The 14,657-nt window shown below is 42.5% G+C and carries 12 protein-coding genes and 2 pseudogenes; 10 read left to right on the top strand and 4 right to left on the bottom strand.

Annotation, left to right across the window (positions count from 1 at the left end):
* Window positions 1-71: 71 nt before the first annotated feature.
* Window positions 72-1,541, top strand: coding sequence for a tryptophanase (tnaA, locus tag AC3CH4_RS08760; RefSeq protein WP_488542827.1), 1,470 nt, complete (start codon window positions 72-74; stop codon window positions 1,539-1,541).
* A gap of 134 nt (window positions 1,542-1,675) precedes the next feature.
* Here tnaA and AC3CH4_RS08755 read toward each other — a convergent pair whose 3' ends face one another.
* Window positions 1,676-2,551, bottom strand: a complete 876-nt coding sequence (locus AC3CH4_RS08755) for a LysR substrate-binding domain-containing protein (RefSeq protein WP_372194834.1) — start codon at window positions 2,549-2,551, stop codon at window positions 1,676-1,678.
* Window positions 2,552-2,823: 272 nt separating this feature from the next.
* Between AC3CH4_RS08755 and AC3CH4_RS08750 the strand changes: the two genes are divergently transcribed.
* On the top strand, window positions 2,824-3,063 hold the full coding sequence (locus AC3CH4_RS08750) for a VPA0252 family protein (protein WP_146456725.1): 240 nt from the start codon (window positions 2,824-2,826) through the stop codon (window positions 3,061-3,063).
* A 229-nt stretch (window positions 3,064-3,292) separates the two neighbouring features.
* The gene (locus AC3CH4_RS08745) at window positions 3,293-3,610 is read left to right on the top strand and encodes a Dabb family protein (protein ID WP_016767095.1); all 318 of its coding nucleotides are present in this window, start codon (window positions 3,293-3,295) and stop codon (window positions 3,608-3,610) included.
* 189 nt (window positions 3,611-3,799) lie between these two features.
* On the opposite strand, the gene AC3CH4_RS08740 is transcribed toward AC3CH4_RS08745, so the two are convergent.
* Both AC3CH4_RS08740 and AC3CH4_RS08735 read right to left on the bottom strand, forming a co-directional pair.
* Window positions 3,800-5,020 carry a DUF3103 domain-containing protein gene (locus AC3CH4_RS08740; RefSeq protein WP_488542826.1) on the bottom strand — a complete coding sequence of 407 codons (1,221 nt, stop codon included), beginning with the start codon at window positions 5,018-5,020 and terminating at the stop codon, window positions 3,800-3,802.
* A gap of 323 nt (window positions 5,021-5,343) precedes the next feature.
* The gene (locus AC3CH4_RS08735) at window positions 5,344-7,167 is read right to left on the bottom strand and encodes a M4 family metallopeptidase (protein ID WP_488542825.1); all 1,824 of its coding nucleotides are present in this window, start codon (window positions 7,165-7,167) and stop codon (window positions 5,344-5,346) included.
* Window positions 7,168-7,860: 693 nt separating this feature from the next.
* On the opposite strand from AC3CH4_RS08735, the gene AC3CH4_RS08730 reads away from it, so the two are divergent.
* From AC3CH4_RS08730 to AC3CH4_RS08710, 5 genes are all read left to right on the top strand, one after another.
* Window positions 7,861-8,385, top strand: coding sequence for a DUF2059 domain-containing protein (locus AC3CH4_RS08730; protein WP_029224724.1), 525 nt, complete (start codon window positions 7,861-7,863; stop codon window positions 8,383-8,385).
* 128 nt (window positions 8,386-8,513) lie between these two features.
* Complete coding sequence (locus tag AC3CH4_RS08725) at window positions 8,514-9,173, top strand: Bax inhibitor-1 family protein (RefSeq protein WP_010438436.1); 660 nt, start codon at window positions 8,514-8,516, stop codon at window positions 9,171-9,173.
* A gap of 449 nt (window positions 9,174-9,622) precedes the next feature.
* The gene (locus AC3CH4_RS08720) at window positions 9,623-11,041 is read left to right on the top strand and encodes an SLC13 family permease (RefSeq protein WP_004733551.1); all 1,419 of its coding nucleotides are present in this window, start codon (window positions 9,623-9,625) and stop codon (window positions 11,039-11,041) included.
* Between the two features lie 6 nt (window positions 11,042-11,047).
* A complete protein-coding gene (locus AC3CH4_RS08715; RefSeq protein ID WP_488542824.1) occupies window positions 11,048-12,403 on the top strand; it encodes an ATP-binding protein in 1,356 nt (451 codons plus the stop codon).
* Window positions 12,390-12,863, top strand: a complete 474-nt coding sequence (locus AC3CH4_RS08710; protein WP_010438444.1) for a response regulator — start codon at window positions 12,390-12,392, stop codon at window positions 12,861-12,863. The genes AC3CH4_RS08715 and AC3CH4_RS08710 overlap by 14 nt, the downstream gene beginning before the upstream one ends.
* Before the next feature lie 128 nt (window positions 12,864-12,991).
* Here AC3CH4_RS08710 and AC3CH4_RS08705 read toward each other — a convergent pair.
* Window positions 12,992-13,333 (bottom strand): annotated as a pseudogene (locus AC3CH4_RS08705) (transposase); the annotation flags it as partial.
* On the opposite strand from AC3CH4_RS08705, the pseudogene AC3CH4_RS08700 reads away from it, so the two are divergent.
* Window positions 13,319-13,645, top strand: a pseudogene (locus tag AC3CH4_RS08700) (NUDIX hydrolase); the annotation flags it as partial. The pseudogenes AC3CH4_RS08705 and AC3CH4_RS08700 sit on opposite strands and share 15 nt — an antisense overlap.
* Before the next feature lie 356 nt (window positions 13,646-14,001).
* On the top strand, window positions 14,002-14,628 hold the full coding sequence (locus AC3CH4_RS08695; protein ID WP_017072731.1) for a LysE family translocator: 627 nt from the start codon (window positions 14,002-14,004) through the stop codon (window positions 14,626-14,628).
* Window positions 14,629-14,657: the final 29 nt, after the last annotated feature.

Raw genomic sequence — 14,657 nt, 5'->3', positions numbered from 1 at the left:
TGACTCGTGACATTTGAAAATAATGAATTTGGCTTTTCCCGTTTAGGCTGAATTTGTTGAAAGGTACTATTATGGAAAACTTCAAGCATCTACCAGAACCGTTTCGTATTCGCGTTGTAGAACCAGTAAAAAGAACAACCTCTGCATATCGTGAGCAAGCCATTGTTGACGCGGGCATGAACCCATTCTTACTGGATAGTGATGATGTGTTTATCGATTTACTGACCGACAGCGGAACCGGATCTATCACCCAACGCATGCAAGCTGCGATGCTAATGGGTGATGAAGCTTACAGTGGTAGCCGAAGTTACTATGCGTTGGCGAATGCAGTGAAAGATATTTTTGGTTACCAACTGACGATTCCTACCCACCAAGGGCGAGGTGCAGAGCAGATTTACATTCCTGTTCTTATCAAGAAGCGTGAAATGGAAAAGGGATTGGATCGCAGCAAAATGGTCGCCCTGTCTAACTACTTCTTCGATACAACACAAGGTCACACTCAAGTGAACTGTTGTGTAGCGAAAAACGTCTACACCAAAGAAGCGTTCGATACTTCAGTGAATGCCGACTTTAAAGGCAACTTCGACGTTGTGAAACTGGAAGAAGCGATCTTAGAAGCGGGCGCTGCCAACGTTCCTTACATCGTGAGTACCATTACCTGTAACTCTGCTGGTGGACAGCCGGTATCAATCGCGAACTTGAAAGCTGTGTATGACGTGGCTCAGAAGTACGATATTCCAGTGATTATGGATTCTGCTCGCTACGCTGAAAATGCCTTCTTCATTCAACAGCGCGAAGCGGGTTATCAAGATTGGACAATCGAGCAAATCACGCGTGAGTCTTACAAATACGCTGATGGCTTAGCTATGTCTGCTAAGAAAGATGCGATGGTGCAAATGGGTGGCTTGTTGTGCTTCAAAGACGATTCTTTCATGGATGTGTACACAGAGTGTCGAACGCTGTGTGTAGTTCAAGAGGGCTTCCCAACCTATGGTGGCTTAGAAGGTGGCGCGATGGAGCGTTTAGCCGTTGGTCTATACGACGGCATGCGCCAAGATTGGTTAGAGTACCGTATTGGTCAGGTTCAATACCTTGTTGATGGACTAGAAGCAATGGGTATCGTGTGTCAGCAAGCCGGCGGTCATGCTGCGTTTGTAGATGCGGGTAAACTGCTTCCTCATATTCCGGCTGGTCAGTTCCCAGCACATGCTTTGGCGTGTGAACTTTACAAGGTTGCAGGTATCAGAGCGGTTGAGATTGGTTCATTGCTGCAAGGCCGCGATCCAGCGACAGGTGAACAGCACCCATGCCCTGCGGAGCTATTGCGTCTTACTATTCCTAGAGCGACGTACACACAAACCCACATGGATTTCATTATCGAAGCATTCGAAAAAGTGAAAGAGAACGCTGGGCAAGTGAAAGGGCTCGACTTTACCTATGAACCGCCTGTGTTAAGACACTTTACAGCGCGCTTGAAAGAGGTAGAAACCAGTATCAAACAACCTATAAAGAAGAGTAAACCAGAGCTAGAAGAAGCTTAAAGTACAAGGAAACACATTAAGGTCTGTTGAATTTTCGAACTGATTTTTCAGTGAAAGCTAAACAGTCATTAACACAAAGGCTCCTATTGGAGCCTTTGTTTTTTTGACCAAGCAGAACTAAAACCGCAGGATTACTATTGTTTTAATACTGAGCTCAGCGTATCAAAAAGCCATTGATTCAATGGAGCATCTTTCTGAGAACGACGGCAACTCATCACATAACTCACATCAATCGTGAGATTTTCTGGTAAATCAATGCTGCGACACCCTTCTGGCACACTGCCATCTAGGGTGATTCCAAAATAATCGGACTTCAGCACAATATCGTGGATCATTGCGGGGTGATCGGCTTCCACTTTTGGATCGACATGAAATCCGATATTTCGAAGGCGATCGAGAATAGGGTATTTATTGTCATTCCAGCCCGGGGTTTTAAATAAGATGATTGGATAGTTGACGAGCGATTTAAAGCTTTGTGCTTTATGATCTTCTCTCACAAAGAATACGACTTTTCCTTTTCCAATCTCTTTCTGTGAAATGGACTGCGGCAGGCTTTCATCAAAGTAGTGAACGGCTATTGCGTCTTCACCCTCGATGATTCTGTTTTTTACATTAGTGCTCCATCTCTCCAGTGAGAAGCGAACATGCGGGGCTCCTTTACTCAGAGTGAGGTAAAGCTTAGAACCAAAGCGCTCCCAAAAAAGTGTATTGGCGTAGATTTTCACATCTCCCTGATAAGATACAGGGCAGAACTCTTGATGCTTTATCGCCTCGACACTGCTTAGTATCTGCTCAAAATTATCAATATTGTTTTCAATAAATGTCGTTGGTTCGAACCCATGCTTGGTTTGAATGAACAGTGGGTCGTCCAGTTGTACTCTTAATTTCGAAAGGTTCTTACTGATCGCCCCTGGGGTTTTTCCTAGCGATTCTGCAACTAAGCCAACATTACGAAGCTCATACATACGTTTGATGACCAAGATATTCTGAATATCGAGATTGATGTCCACAAGCACTCCGAATTGCTTAGATGATAACGATGCTAATCTTTGGCGCAGTGAAAGCCTAAAGACCATCTGACTCTAATATCATAATCATCACTACCAGCTTTTAAGACAGCACAACGTCAAGATGTGAACTATTTCTTTGATTTATCAACGAGTTTCCATTTAGTAAATATTGGTTTTCCTCGAAAAGCTGATATTCGGTTGTTAAAGTTATTTCAACAAAGAAACACAACAACCAAACAAATATAATATTAAAAAATCATAAGAGGTGATGTATGAAAAAGTTAATCGCACTAGGCTTGATGGCTATCTCAATGAATACTGCTTTTGCTGCTGATGGAACTTATACAGGAACCATCGATATGACAAGAAGCGAGGGTAATCAGGTAAACGCAGAGCGTGTCGAGTCTGACCTTACTCTTGAAGGAAGAAATGAAGCGGCTAATGGTGGAATAAAATTCCAAAAGAACGTTGATCAAGACCAAGCGATCCAGTTGAATGGCCGTCGAGATTAATGTACTAACCTTACTATCATTGTCATAAGAAATGCTGCGCCCTCGGGTGCAGCATTTTTTGTTTTGGGATTTGGAGTATTTTATAAACCCTAGTGATCTAGCCTTGGCATGTTGTGTAACGTGTGGCATTTTGTTCTCTAACTCTAACTCTAACTCTAACTCTAGATCGCTATTAGGTGTTGGTTAAGCATTACAAGCCAGTAAGCGAACGATTCGAAAAGGACAAGGAATGACTCAAAAAGAAACGGGAATGATTCGTCATATTCTACTGATTAAGTTTAAAGAAAACGCAGAGGCTTCGGAGGTTCAAAAACTAAAGATGCTGTTTGAAGCGATGCCAAACAAGGTTGACGGGGTAACTTCAGTAGAGTGGGGGTTAAATGATAGCCCAGAGAATAAGAACCAAGGTTATACCCATTCAGTTTTAATGACGTTTACGGATGAAAAGGGGCGTCAGAACTATCTTCCACATCCAGAGCATGATGCGCTGAAAGATGTATTTCGTCCGTTGTTAGACGACATCATCGTGTTTGATTACTCCTTATAATTGGTCCTCTCTGCATGCTCTCTAAAGCCTAAAGCCTAAAGCCTAAAGCCAAAGCTAAAAGCAATAAAAGCGTATATACCTAAAGTTTATTTACACGAGGTATATACGCTGAGTCATCTCGAATAACGAAGCGTTAGGGCTTGTGTGGCAGAGCCCTAACCGAGAAAGCCCTAATCAAGAAAGTACCAACTACTCTGTAGGAGAGATAGTCACCGGGGCGAACGAAGCTACTGCATTTCCGCCGGCACCTGGGTGATCAACATAAGAGGTGTTTTGCATTAAGGTGTAGTACACGTCCACAAAGTCATCATCATTCACTAATACACCATCAGGAATCACATCGATAATCTTGCCTGTGATCTGAGGGATGATCGCGTAACCCTGAACTTCTGGATCAGGAATCATCTTCAGTATCTCTTCTGCGGCTTGAACTAAGAGTTTTGCTAGCGCTTTATAGTCTGTTCCATCATCGTGCTCCATTAAGATCATATCTGCAGCGCCCCAACGGTAGCGAGGCCAGAAGATGACGGTCTGGTTCGGGTAGTACGTCTGTTTGTCGTAGTCCAGATAAGGCATCTCAACGAGGTCGATCTGGGGCTCTAAACGACTTGAATCGACACCCGTCACGATAGCGTAGATTTCCGCTTTACCAGAGATCCACGGTTCTTGGTCTACAGCCAAACGAATCTTTTTTAACTGAGTGGTATTCAACGGCTCAGGTTCTGACATAGCCATGGAGCGCGTAGCCTTACCAATAAATGTTTGTGTCTTAGTGCTACGGCTTTCACTGTTGCTGCTTGTGTTTTTGGAGCCTGAATTAATTTGCGTTGTTGTACCCAGTTTCTGCATTTCAGCCTGCATTGCCATTAAGCCTGCTTTGAGCTCTTCAGCACCGTTACTATCAACCACAAACACTGGGACGTCTGGCATTTGGTACACATCGAGTTCATGAACCTGTCCGTACACGTCATACGCTTCAATGTATTGCCAATTCGAATCATCACCTGATGGTTCAAACGCGAATAATGGGCTTTCGCCGTTCTTCCAGGCTTCAATCATCGCTTCATCAGCCATGCGAACCTCTAACACAGAGTCGCTGAAGTCGTTGATCCCTTTCATCTTGCGATAACCAAGGTCCGCTTTCTGCATCCTGCTTGAAAATACAGAGTAGGGCTGAGTAGAGCTCAATTTATCGACAGGCGTGGACAAGTTCTTTTCTGAGATTTGAGCCTTTAGGGAAAGCTCAAGATCGGAATAACGCTCGCTGATTTGTAAAGCCAAAGATTGCTTTTGTGCTGAGGCGTTCTCCGAAAGAGGGCGTGAGTTTACTGTGTCGATATTGTTTGCATAGGACTGGAAGCCAACCACTGTCGTTGCAAGCACCATACTGATAGAAAAAGATGGTCTCATAAATAATCCTTATTTTAATTTTTATCATTAATAGAGCATTTGCCCTATAAGGATTAACCTATCAGTAACGTGAATGTGTTCAAAAGTTAGTCAGTTATTTTTGTTTCGTTGTGCAGCACAGGATCTCAATTTAAACTGTTTTTATAAAACAATGCCTAAGTAACCTTGATATTTATAAATTAATAAACGTATCAGTAAATAACTTACAATATTATTAACTACTAGGGTGTGTCATAAAAAAACCTACTCAAAGTGAGTAGGTTTTTATTTCGCGGTTAACCGCTAGTTCTCGATTTACAACTGTTTGAGAGGTTCGCTCTAACTCAATCTAAACGTAACGTTAGGCCAGAGTAGTTTGAGTATCCGCGCAGTAACACATGATAGGTCACGCCCGGTTGAGCGCTCACACTGCACTGCTCATTGTTTCCAGCACGATAAGGGCGACAATCGTAACTTGATGTCGTTGGCTTACTGCCTGATTTCACGTAGAGATCGGCATCACCTGAACCACCAGACATTGAAACCGTCACGCTTGATGCCGAATCCACAGTGAACGTGTAGAAGCTCTCTGATGATTGATTCCCACTTAGGTTCGCAATCGGTGTGCCTTTCGTCAGCACATTGTCAGTTGGAGGCGTGACACCACAACCTGCATTAACGCCGACGGTATTGAAAGCATCTTCAACATCGGCAACCACATAGCCCATGTCGGCTGCGGCTTTCGCTACGCCACAAGCACCGGCATCAAAGGTACTGTTTGCCGTCCAATACAGTTGGTTTGCGACTGTGAATATTTCAAAGCCCTTACGTACATTCCAACCCGATTTGTTCGCTAAAAGGTAAAAGGCGCGGTTATAAACACCGCTAGATAAGTGAACGTTCAAACCGTCGTAATATTGAGATGCATGATCAATCGAGCGACCATCTTTTGAAGGTTGATCAAAGTAACGCAAGCCACCTTCAGACTTGAAGATATCGCTACCGACCACCCAATCCACATTGCCACGCAAGTAGTATTCAGCCGCTTCGCCCGCAATGTCTGAGAAGGCTTCATTCATACCGCCCGACATATTTCGGTACACAAGCCCCGAGTTTTGCTCTGTGAACCCGTGGCTGACTTCGTGAGCACTCACGTTGATATCGACCAGTGGGTAAAAGGTATTTTTGCCATCTCCAAAAGTCATGGATGTACCATTCCAGAAGGCATTTTCATAATCCGTGCTGTAATGAACTCGCATCGTCAGCTGGAAGGTTAAAGGCGACGTGTTCATCCACTCTTTGTACATATCGAATACGACATTACCAAAATAGTGCGCATCGTTAAGAGGCGAGTAAGCCCCGTTAATGTATTTGTGATCGGTGTAGTTGGTGCCGTCGGCACAGTTGTAACTGTAGGCTGCGCTGCCAGAGGTTCCGTTCCTCAAATCGACGGTCTTAACTGATTCATTTTCTAACTTACAAGTCGTGCCTGTTTTGTCGATGGGAAAGCTAGGGAAGTCACTGCCATATTCATATCGAGTGGTTTTGAGGTTGCCACCTGGGCCAGTACCTAATGCTTTAGCGTGGTTTAGCCCATTCCATTTTTGAAGGACATCGCCAGTCGTGGCATCAATAAAGTAGAAAGGGCGCTCTGGCATTGAGGACGCGATAAAGAAATCGACCAGATACACCACTTGCGCGACTTGGTTCTCATCTAATCTCACCATCAGTTTCGCGTTTTTATTTTCAATCGACTTTTTGCCGACGGTAAATGATCGGTGAGAGGATATTGCAGCTTCAATCGCTTGCTCTTGATTCAGCTTTGGTGCGATGCTGGATAAGTCTCCACTTATCCCCTGTGCCATTGAACCAAACACCTGAGTGGGTTGGTTCTTGGAAAGGGTGGCGACAACGGAGGTATCAAAGACGGGTAAACCTAAGTGGGTTTGTTGATAGCGGACTTTGGTTTTTCCATTGGGCAATACCACCCGTTTAACTTCAGAAAAACCTAATTCTAGCGGGGCAACACTCTTCGACTGCGCGACGAGGCTTTGTTGTAGCAGTGTATCATTATCGATTCTGACCATTTCTGCAGCGTGTGCATTAAAGCCAAAAGATGTACCTAGAATAGCTGCTATTTTCCAGCTTAGTTGACGTTGTTGGTTCATTTTTCGTTCCTGATTTTAATATAAACTCCTTCTTCCCAACGGCTTTATAGGAAGTCTATATGCAACACGTTAATGCCATGTGTTGCGAATCAAGATTGGAAGAGCATTTGGAATTATGACAAGTTTATCAAGGAGATTTATTTTTAGAGTATGTAATTCAAAGTTTACAAAAACACTTATTGATCAAATTGTTTTTATAAAGTCTAAGTTTGTTATTTGTCGTAAATATATGAGAGTAGTGGCTTTATTTGAACTCAGTATTTTTTATTTCACTCCTCAAATATCCTTATACAACGAGCTAGTTATCCAAATTTAAATAAATAACAAAATTGACAACAAAGGTTGTTTTAGGTTTTTTTGTTATGTTTTCTATCAATATGAAGGCTTTTAATGCTTATTGCTAGATATGTTATTTAGTTTTTTGTAAATAACCTCTTATTGAGCAGGGTAATGTTGAATTTTCGTAGTTGATCATAATTAAATTTATATAACCCCTTGTTATTTATAAGGAGGGTCGTGTAAGGTTTACATGATAATTAACTGAATGAATTCTTATTCTAAAAGCAAATTTTCTGGTTGGTGACTATCTTGAGGGGAAATTTGTCAACCTAAAATATTCACTTACCGTATTGAGTTTTTAATTTAGGCTTGATTATCATTTTGCAAAGTTTGGCATTCATATAGTTATGTTTAATGAAAATTAAAAGGATCACAATGAGAAAGGTAATTTGCGTCTGTGTGCTGTTCTTCTCGTCAATTATTTATGCTAGTGAGCAGCCCCTTACTGAAGAAAAGTACAATAATATTATTAAGCTCATCGAGATGACCGGCTCAATTGACCTTGGATTACAGATGTCTCAAGCGATGACTAGCCAGTTGGTTGTAATCGTATCAAAAAATAACCCTGATATACCCAAAGAGAAATTTGAAATAATTGAAAGAACTGTTAACTCTGTGGTTGAAGAGCAACTAAGAGGTAAAAATGGATTCTTCAAAATGATGACTCCCATTTATCACAAGTATTACACCAATCAAGAAATCGAAGAGCTTATTGCTTTCTATGAGACATCACTGGGGAAAAAGAGCATAAAAATAATGCCTAACATTGTCCAAGAGAGCTTTAGCATAGGCCAAGCTTGGGGCAAGCGAGTAGCGCCTATTGCAATTAAAGAAGTGAAGAAGCAATTTGAAAAAGAAGGTTTTACTTTATTACTGTAATCAAGGTGTCAATTAAATTGATGCATGCTGTTTAGTATTTTTAGAGCAGAGTACGGTTTGCTTGATAGCGTTAATTGTTTGCGCCATTTGGGTAAGATGTTCTGTTAATTGAGAAAGGATAATTAGAGATGATGGAATCCAATGTTTTTGAACGAAAGAATACCGGTGAAAAAGAAATAAGCTCAAGGTTATATAACCTTACCATCGGAGCCGTTCTTTGTTGGGGTTTTTGGGTAAATTGGCTAATGGTATCGAGTATACCTGTTGAATCTATAACTGCGTTTAACCCTTGGATATTTTTTATAGGTTACTTCACAAGTTGCTTCTTCGGAATCTATCTGTTTAGCAAGTCATCAAACCCACTGGTTAGTTTTGTTGGTTACAATTTCGTAGTTGTCCCTTTTGGGCTTATTATAAATATGGTCGTATCTAACTATTCTCCATCTTTGGTTCTCGATGCTATTAAGGTGACAGGCTTAGTGACAGGCATCATGATGTTGCTAGGTACAATATTCCCTGCTTTTTTCCAAAGAATTTCTGGAGTGCTAGCGATTTCATTAATAGCAGTTATTGTCGTTGAACTCTTCCAGGTATTTGTGCTTGGTATCCATCAAGAGTGGTTGGATTGGGCGGTCGTCATCATATTCTGCGGGTACATAGGTTATGATTGGGGGCGTGCAAATCGAATACCAAAAACCTTAGATAATGCGGTTGATAGTGCAGCAGCACTCTATATGGACATCATCAATCTCTTCTTAAGAATTGTTCGTATTATGGGGCGAAAATAGCTCCCAAGTAATGTGTTATACAGCGTGATTTATTGTAAGTAACATTCAAACGAGGTATCGGTATTACGTTTCTCCCCCTTAACAAGGCGCTGGCGAATCCCCTCATAATTTCCCCAGTGAGCTTGTTCAACGTTTTTATCAGAAGTGGCTGCCGATTTTTCGGACATGACTTTAAGTGACAGATCTGTTTTGAAAATGCCCAGAATAACTGGAACGGATTATGACTCGAAACGTAGAAGCCACTCTCCTGAATTTACTTGCAACAGTAAATGACATACAAACATAGAGGTAGCGCACAGAATCGAAAAAGGGGATATCGCGATTACGTAATCATTGATCTAGCCGATAGTGAGATAGTGATAAGAGATCGATAATTCGTTGTCGGATCTAAATTAGAACTTTAAATCTAATTTCTAAGTAGTTGTTATCTCAGGAAGAGTTTTTGTGCTATGCGCCCCTATATTAAATACATTATCCCTATTTTAATTCCTTTCATTATCCTCGTAATGCCGCTATCAGCGTTTCCATTTGAAGGCCTTACGATTATTCAACAACGCGTTATCGCGATCTTTTTATTAGCGGCATTGTGCTGGGTGTTCGAGCCCATCCCGATCTACGCGACGTCTGTTGTTATTATCGTTCTGCAATTATTGATGTTGTCGGATAAAGGGCTGATCTTTTTAAGGTTTGAGCATGGGCAGGAACATTTTGGTGAGTTGTTAAAATACAGCGACATCATGGCGACATTCGCCAGTCCAATCATCATGCTGTTTTTGGGCGGTTTTTTCTTAGCGATGGCCGCCACTAAGTATCGATTAGACGTAAACTTAGCCCGTGTATTATTGAAGCCATTTGGACAAGACCCAAAGTTTGTGATGCTCGGCTTAATGTTGATCACTGGTATCTTTTCGATGTTTATGTCTAACACGGCAACAACGGCAATGATGCTATCTATTTTAACGCCGGTACTGGCTGTGTTTGGCCCGAAAGACCCCGGTCGTATAGCGTTTGCGCTTTGTATCCCTGTTGCCGCTAACATCGGTGGCATTGGTACCCCGATCGGTACCCCGCCGAACGCTATCGCACTTAAATATTTAGTTGGCGATAACCTCATTACGTTCGGTGAATGGATGGCATTTGGTGTGCCGTTTGTCGTTATTATGATGGCGTTAGCGTGGTTTTTAATAGGCTTTATGTACAAAGCTGACCAAAAGAAAATCGAGCTAAGCATCAAAGGTAAATTCCTTAAAACGCCCAAAGCCATTGCGGTATACGTCACTTTTGCGCTTACCATCATTCTTTGGTTAATGGGCTCAAGCCATGGCATGAACTCTTATACCGTCGCTCTGATTCCTGTCGCTGTGTTCTCACTCACAGGGATCATCAATAAAGAAGACCTGAAAAAGATTTCTTGGGACGTACTGTGGCTTGTATCAGGTGGTATTGCACTTGGTTTAGCTCTCGATAAAACTGGCTTAGCAAGGCTCGTGGTACACAGCATTCCGTTTGATGCTTACTCACCCTATGTGGTGTTGTTCGGAGCGGCGTTCTTGTGTTTGGTAATGGCAAACTTTATGTCTCATACCGCAACGGCTAACTTGTTGATGCCAATTATGGCTGCATTAGGTTCGTCTATGGCTTCACTCACGCCACTAGGCGGTGAGTTAACGTTAATTCTGGTTGTAACTTTTGCCGCTTCATTAGGTATGTCGCTGCCAATCAGTACGCCACCGAATGCGTTGGCTCATGCCACTGGTCATGTGCAAAGTAATCAAATGGCCAGAATCGGTATTATTTTAGGTGTGGTTGGTGTGCTACTGAGTTTTGTTATGGTGTGGGTGCTACATTCAATTGGTCACATAGGATAACGATACGTGTATCAACAAAAGCTAGAAGCACTTATCGATCGTTATTTTAATCAGACAGAACGTCGGGTGACGTGCTGTGCCGGTAACACCATTATTGAACAATCAGCGTTAAACACTCGTTTGTATTATGTGTTTAGTGGAGAACTGGAAGGCTTTTATACCGAAGCGAATGCACCGCGAGTACGCGTGTTTAGCGCGGGTAGTGGGGCTTTTATAGGCGTTCATAGCTTCTTTTCAGGTAATTGGACAGCATCTTCAACGGTTGTTGCTAAAACCGATGTCGAGTTAGCGTGGATCGATAAAGACACGCCTGCAGAAGATGAACGTAAATTTGGCCCTCTTACCGCACAGTTTACACCTGTGATTGTCAATGAGTTGTCGCGTCGTCAACGCCGTGCAACACAAGAAGCGATAGCGAAACAAAAAGCGCTAGAGAAGTTACATACTGCTGAGCAAATGACGACCTTGGGTCAATTGGCTGCAGGGATTGCCCATGAGCTTAACAACGCTATTGGTGTAGTAAATAGTAAATCTGGCCGACTTGAAACGGTCATCATGGATCTGCTTGAAGAAGTACACCCAGAAGCCAGTCAATTTTTCGATTTTGGGTTAATGCATGGTCAGAAAACGACGTCGTCAGAAGCGCGAACACGTGGGCGACAATTTGAAAGAAAATATGGTTTAGACAAAAACATTGCACGCTCTCTTGCGAAGGCGATTCCAATTGACGCTTCATCTGCAACAGACGTTATTTCAAAACATTGGCTGAAAAACCCCGAAGAAGCGATTCGCTTTTGGCAAATGGGCTGTGATTTACATGATTTACGTTTGGCATCTAGACACACCGTCGGCATCGTAAAATCGGTTAAACAACTTGGCAGAGTTGATATTGACACCGAAGAAGCGGTGGATATTAATGACTCCATTAACCATGCCTTATCGTTGTTACAAAGTGAGTTACGTAGAGTGTCTGTGCGATTGAGCCCTGCAGATTTGCCGACTTTTAAAGGCTCGAAAACAGAGCTCGTTCAGATTTGGGTCAACATTGTAAAGAATGCTTGTGATGCAATGTCGAATTCAGACGATGCTGCAATAGAAATTCAAACCAGATTAAGTAAGAAAAGAATATTAGTTACGATCGCGAATAACGGCCCCGAGATAGACGAGGGGACTCGTAGAAAGGTATTTCAGCCCAACTTCACCACGAAAAAAGGTGGTTTATCGTTTGGATTGGGCTTGGGTTTATCAATAGTTAAGCGGATTGTGGCGGGTTATGGAGGAAGTATCGTTGTGAAAAGTGATGCTTCTAAAACTGTATTTAGAATCAAGTTACCAGTAGAGGGTGAACATGGAGAAGCTTAATTTAATCTGTGTCGATGACCAGAGAGAAGTACTGAGCGCAGTGGTACAAGATTTAGAGCCGCTGGCGAGTTGGTTGAATATTGAAGATTGTGAATCAGCGCAAGAAGTGCTTGATCTCATTGATGAACTTGACGCAGAAGGCGAACACATTACCGTCATCGTGTCTGATCATGTGATGCCAGGGAAAACGGGCGTGGAGTTACTTACTGACGTGTTCCATGACAGCCGCTTTCCGAATACAAAGAAAATTCTTCTTACGGGGCAGGCTACTCATACTGATACCATCAATGCGATTAATGCAGCAGGCATCGACCGTTACTTTGAAAAGCCTTGGCAAGCAAGCACGTTAGTTGAATGCATTCGTACTCTTGTCACTGAGTACATATTTGATCAAGGGCTTGATTACACGGACTATCAGAATGAGCTCGACCAGCAGGTTGTGTTGAGACGCTTACGCTAGTTTCTTACGTTAGCCATTTACGTTAGTTTCTTGCGCTAGTCATTTATGTCAGTCGCTTGAAATTATATGCACCGAAGGACGCTTTCTGAAGGATTTTTTCTTTGAAAGACGTAATCTTTCGGTGCATATATTACTCCTCTCATTTTAGTCTTAAATGAGACCTCAACCTGCTTGGTTCTACGACTGATGCTGGTGTAATGTGGACAACTTAACGGAACATTGGCAAGTCTAAATATCGAGTCGATAAATCCTTGCAGCGCTCTCAGTGGCATAGGAAAAACTCTCTTCGCCATGAACGCAGTCGTGATAGCTAAATCATTGAACCGACGTGGTCTCCCGTGCTTATTATGTTTGTTTTACGCCCACCCGCTTATCGCCTCTTCACCAATCCAAACGGTCAGAGATCTGCGGTTAATGCGTGATTGGTTGTATTGCTTCCAGTTGGTCGTTTTGTTATGAGGTTTAGGCATGGTCAAGGTATGGTTTTTGAATTCCCTGGAGATTCAGTTGATTCCGGTGAGTCGGGTAGCCAAACCGCAATTAGAGAATTGTGGGAAGATACAGGTCTTAAAGATTTACAACTTCTCGGTACTCATCAAGCTTTGAATAACGTCGGTGGTGAGATTCATTATGTAGTTTTGCGTGCGGTTCAGAATGATAAGCCTAAAATGGTCGAAGCAGAAAGACAGCAAACTTTCTATTGGCTAGAGCCCTAAGCTATTTCTCTTGATGATTTTTATCGCGCAGATATCGAGTTTGTAGAGCACCATTTGAGCCGGTTTGCTTCTCAAATACGCCAGTCACATCACCACCATCTTTATTCATCGTTAGTTTCACGGAGGAAACATGACAAGCGACCTTCGGCTAACGCGAGCGATTCGCAGTTTGTACTTGTTCTATTGAGTAAAAATAAGTCTGCTGGACGGATGTGAATATCTAACTGGGACTTACCACATTAACGCCGATATATATGTTTTGAAGTGAGGCTGGATTCATAATAGGCTAACTCGTCGTGCTTGCGTAATACGGGCTCACGTCTCAGTCGATTTTTGTGTGTACGATGAAACAGTTGATGTGGATGTGTCTCTCACTAACTAACGTGACGTTAGCACTAAGAGCCATACTACAAGGAGGTTTTATGTTTCCATTAGATATATTTGTTACTTACACGCTGGCTTGTTTACTGTTAGTTATCTCGCCGGGGCCGGATAATTTGCTTGCTATAGGTCGAGGTTTAAGCCAAGGCCGATTGGCAGCAATAATGTCAGGTATGTCTTCTGGGGTGGGTATTCTATTTCATGTCGTTGCCGCGACCTTTGGGCTTACCCTTCTCATTCAAACTTCTGAAGTAGCGTTTTACGTTGTCAAACTCGTTGGCGCAGCTTACCTAATTTGGTTGGGTGTGAAAGTGCTTCGTACGAGAAATTTGTTCACATTAGAACCAGCGAAAAAACAGCCTCTAAAAGTCATCTTTTCCACGGGTTTTCTATCTGCCGCGCTTAATCCAAAGCCAGGTATGTTTGTTCTTGCTTTTGTACCTCAATTTGTAAACCCAAGTTTAGGGTCAGTGACAACTCAAATGATCGGTTATGGCGTTTGGTTTGCTTTATTAACGGCAGTTGGCTTTAGCTTAATGGGTGTTTTCTCGTCTCAATTGTCAGAGTGGTTCAGGAACAAGCCTAAGTTAGTATCAGGGTTGAATATTGGTGCAGGTATTACATTCGTTTCTTCTGGGTTAGCTGTGGCGTTTATGAAGCAGCGATAATCTGTGCGCTAGGCATTGATTTATTAAGA

This window comes from Vibrio sp. QJM3NY_26, from assembly GCF_057786005.1.
Note: the sequence above shows the minus strand (reverse complement) of the source record. Positions and strands in the feature narration are given on the sequence as shown.

Bases quoted from the DNA above. Each gene is read 5' to 3' on its own strand.
- tnaA (WP_488542827.1), top strand. From the start codon at position 72: ATGGAAAACTTCAAGCATCTACCAGAACCGTTTCGTATTCGCGTTGTA.
- AC3CH4_RS08750 (WP_146456725.1), top strand. From the start codon at position 2,824: ATGAAAAAGTTAATCGCACTAGGCTTGATGGCTATCTCAATGAATACT.
- AC3CH4_RS08745 (WP_016767095.1), top strand. From the start codon at position 3,293: ATGACTCAAAAAGAAACGGGAATGATTCGTCATATTCTACTGATTAAG.
- AC3CH4_RS08740 (WP_488542826.1), bottom strand. From the start codon at position 5,020: ATGAGACCATCTTTTTCTATCAGTATGGTGCTTGCAACGACAGTGGTT.
- AC3CH4_RS08735 (WP_488542825.1), bottom strand. From the start codon at position 7,167: ATGAACCAACAACGTCAACTAAGCTGGAAAATAGCAGCTATTCTAGGT.
- AC3CH4_RS08730 (WP_029224724.1), top strand. From the start codon at position 7,861: ATGAAAATTAAAAGGATCACAATGAGAAAGGTAATTTGCGTCTGTGTG.
- AC3CH4_RS08725 (WP_010438436.1), top strand. From the start codon at position 8,514: ATGATGGAATCCAATGTTTTTGAACGAAAGAATACCGGTGAAAAAGAA.
- AC3CH4_RS08720 (WP_004733551.1), top strand. From the start codon at position 9,623: ATGCGCCCCTATATTAAATACATTATCCCTATTTTAATTCCTTTCATT.
- AC3CH4_RS08710 (WP_010438444.1), top strand. From the start codon at position 12,390: ATGGAGAAGCTTAATTTAATCTGTGTCGATGACCAGAGAGAAGTACTG.
- AC3CH4_RS08695 (WP_017072731.1), top strand. From the start codon at position 14,002: ATGTTTCCATTAGATATATTTGTTACTTACACGCTGGCTTGTTTACTG.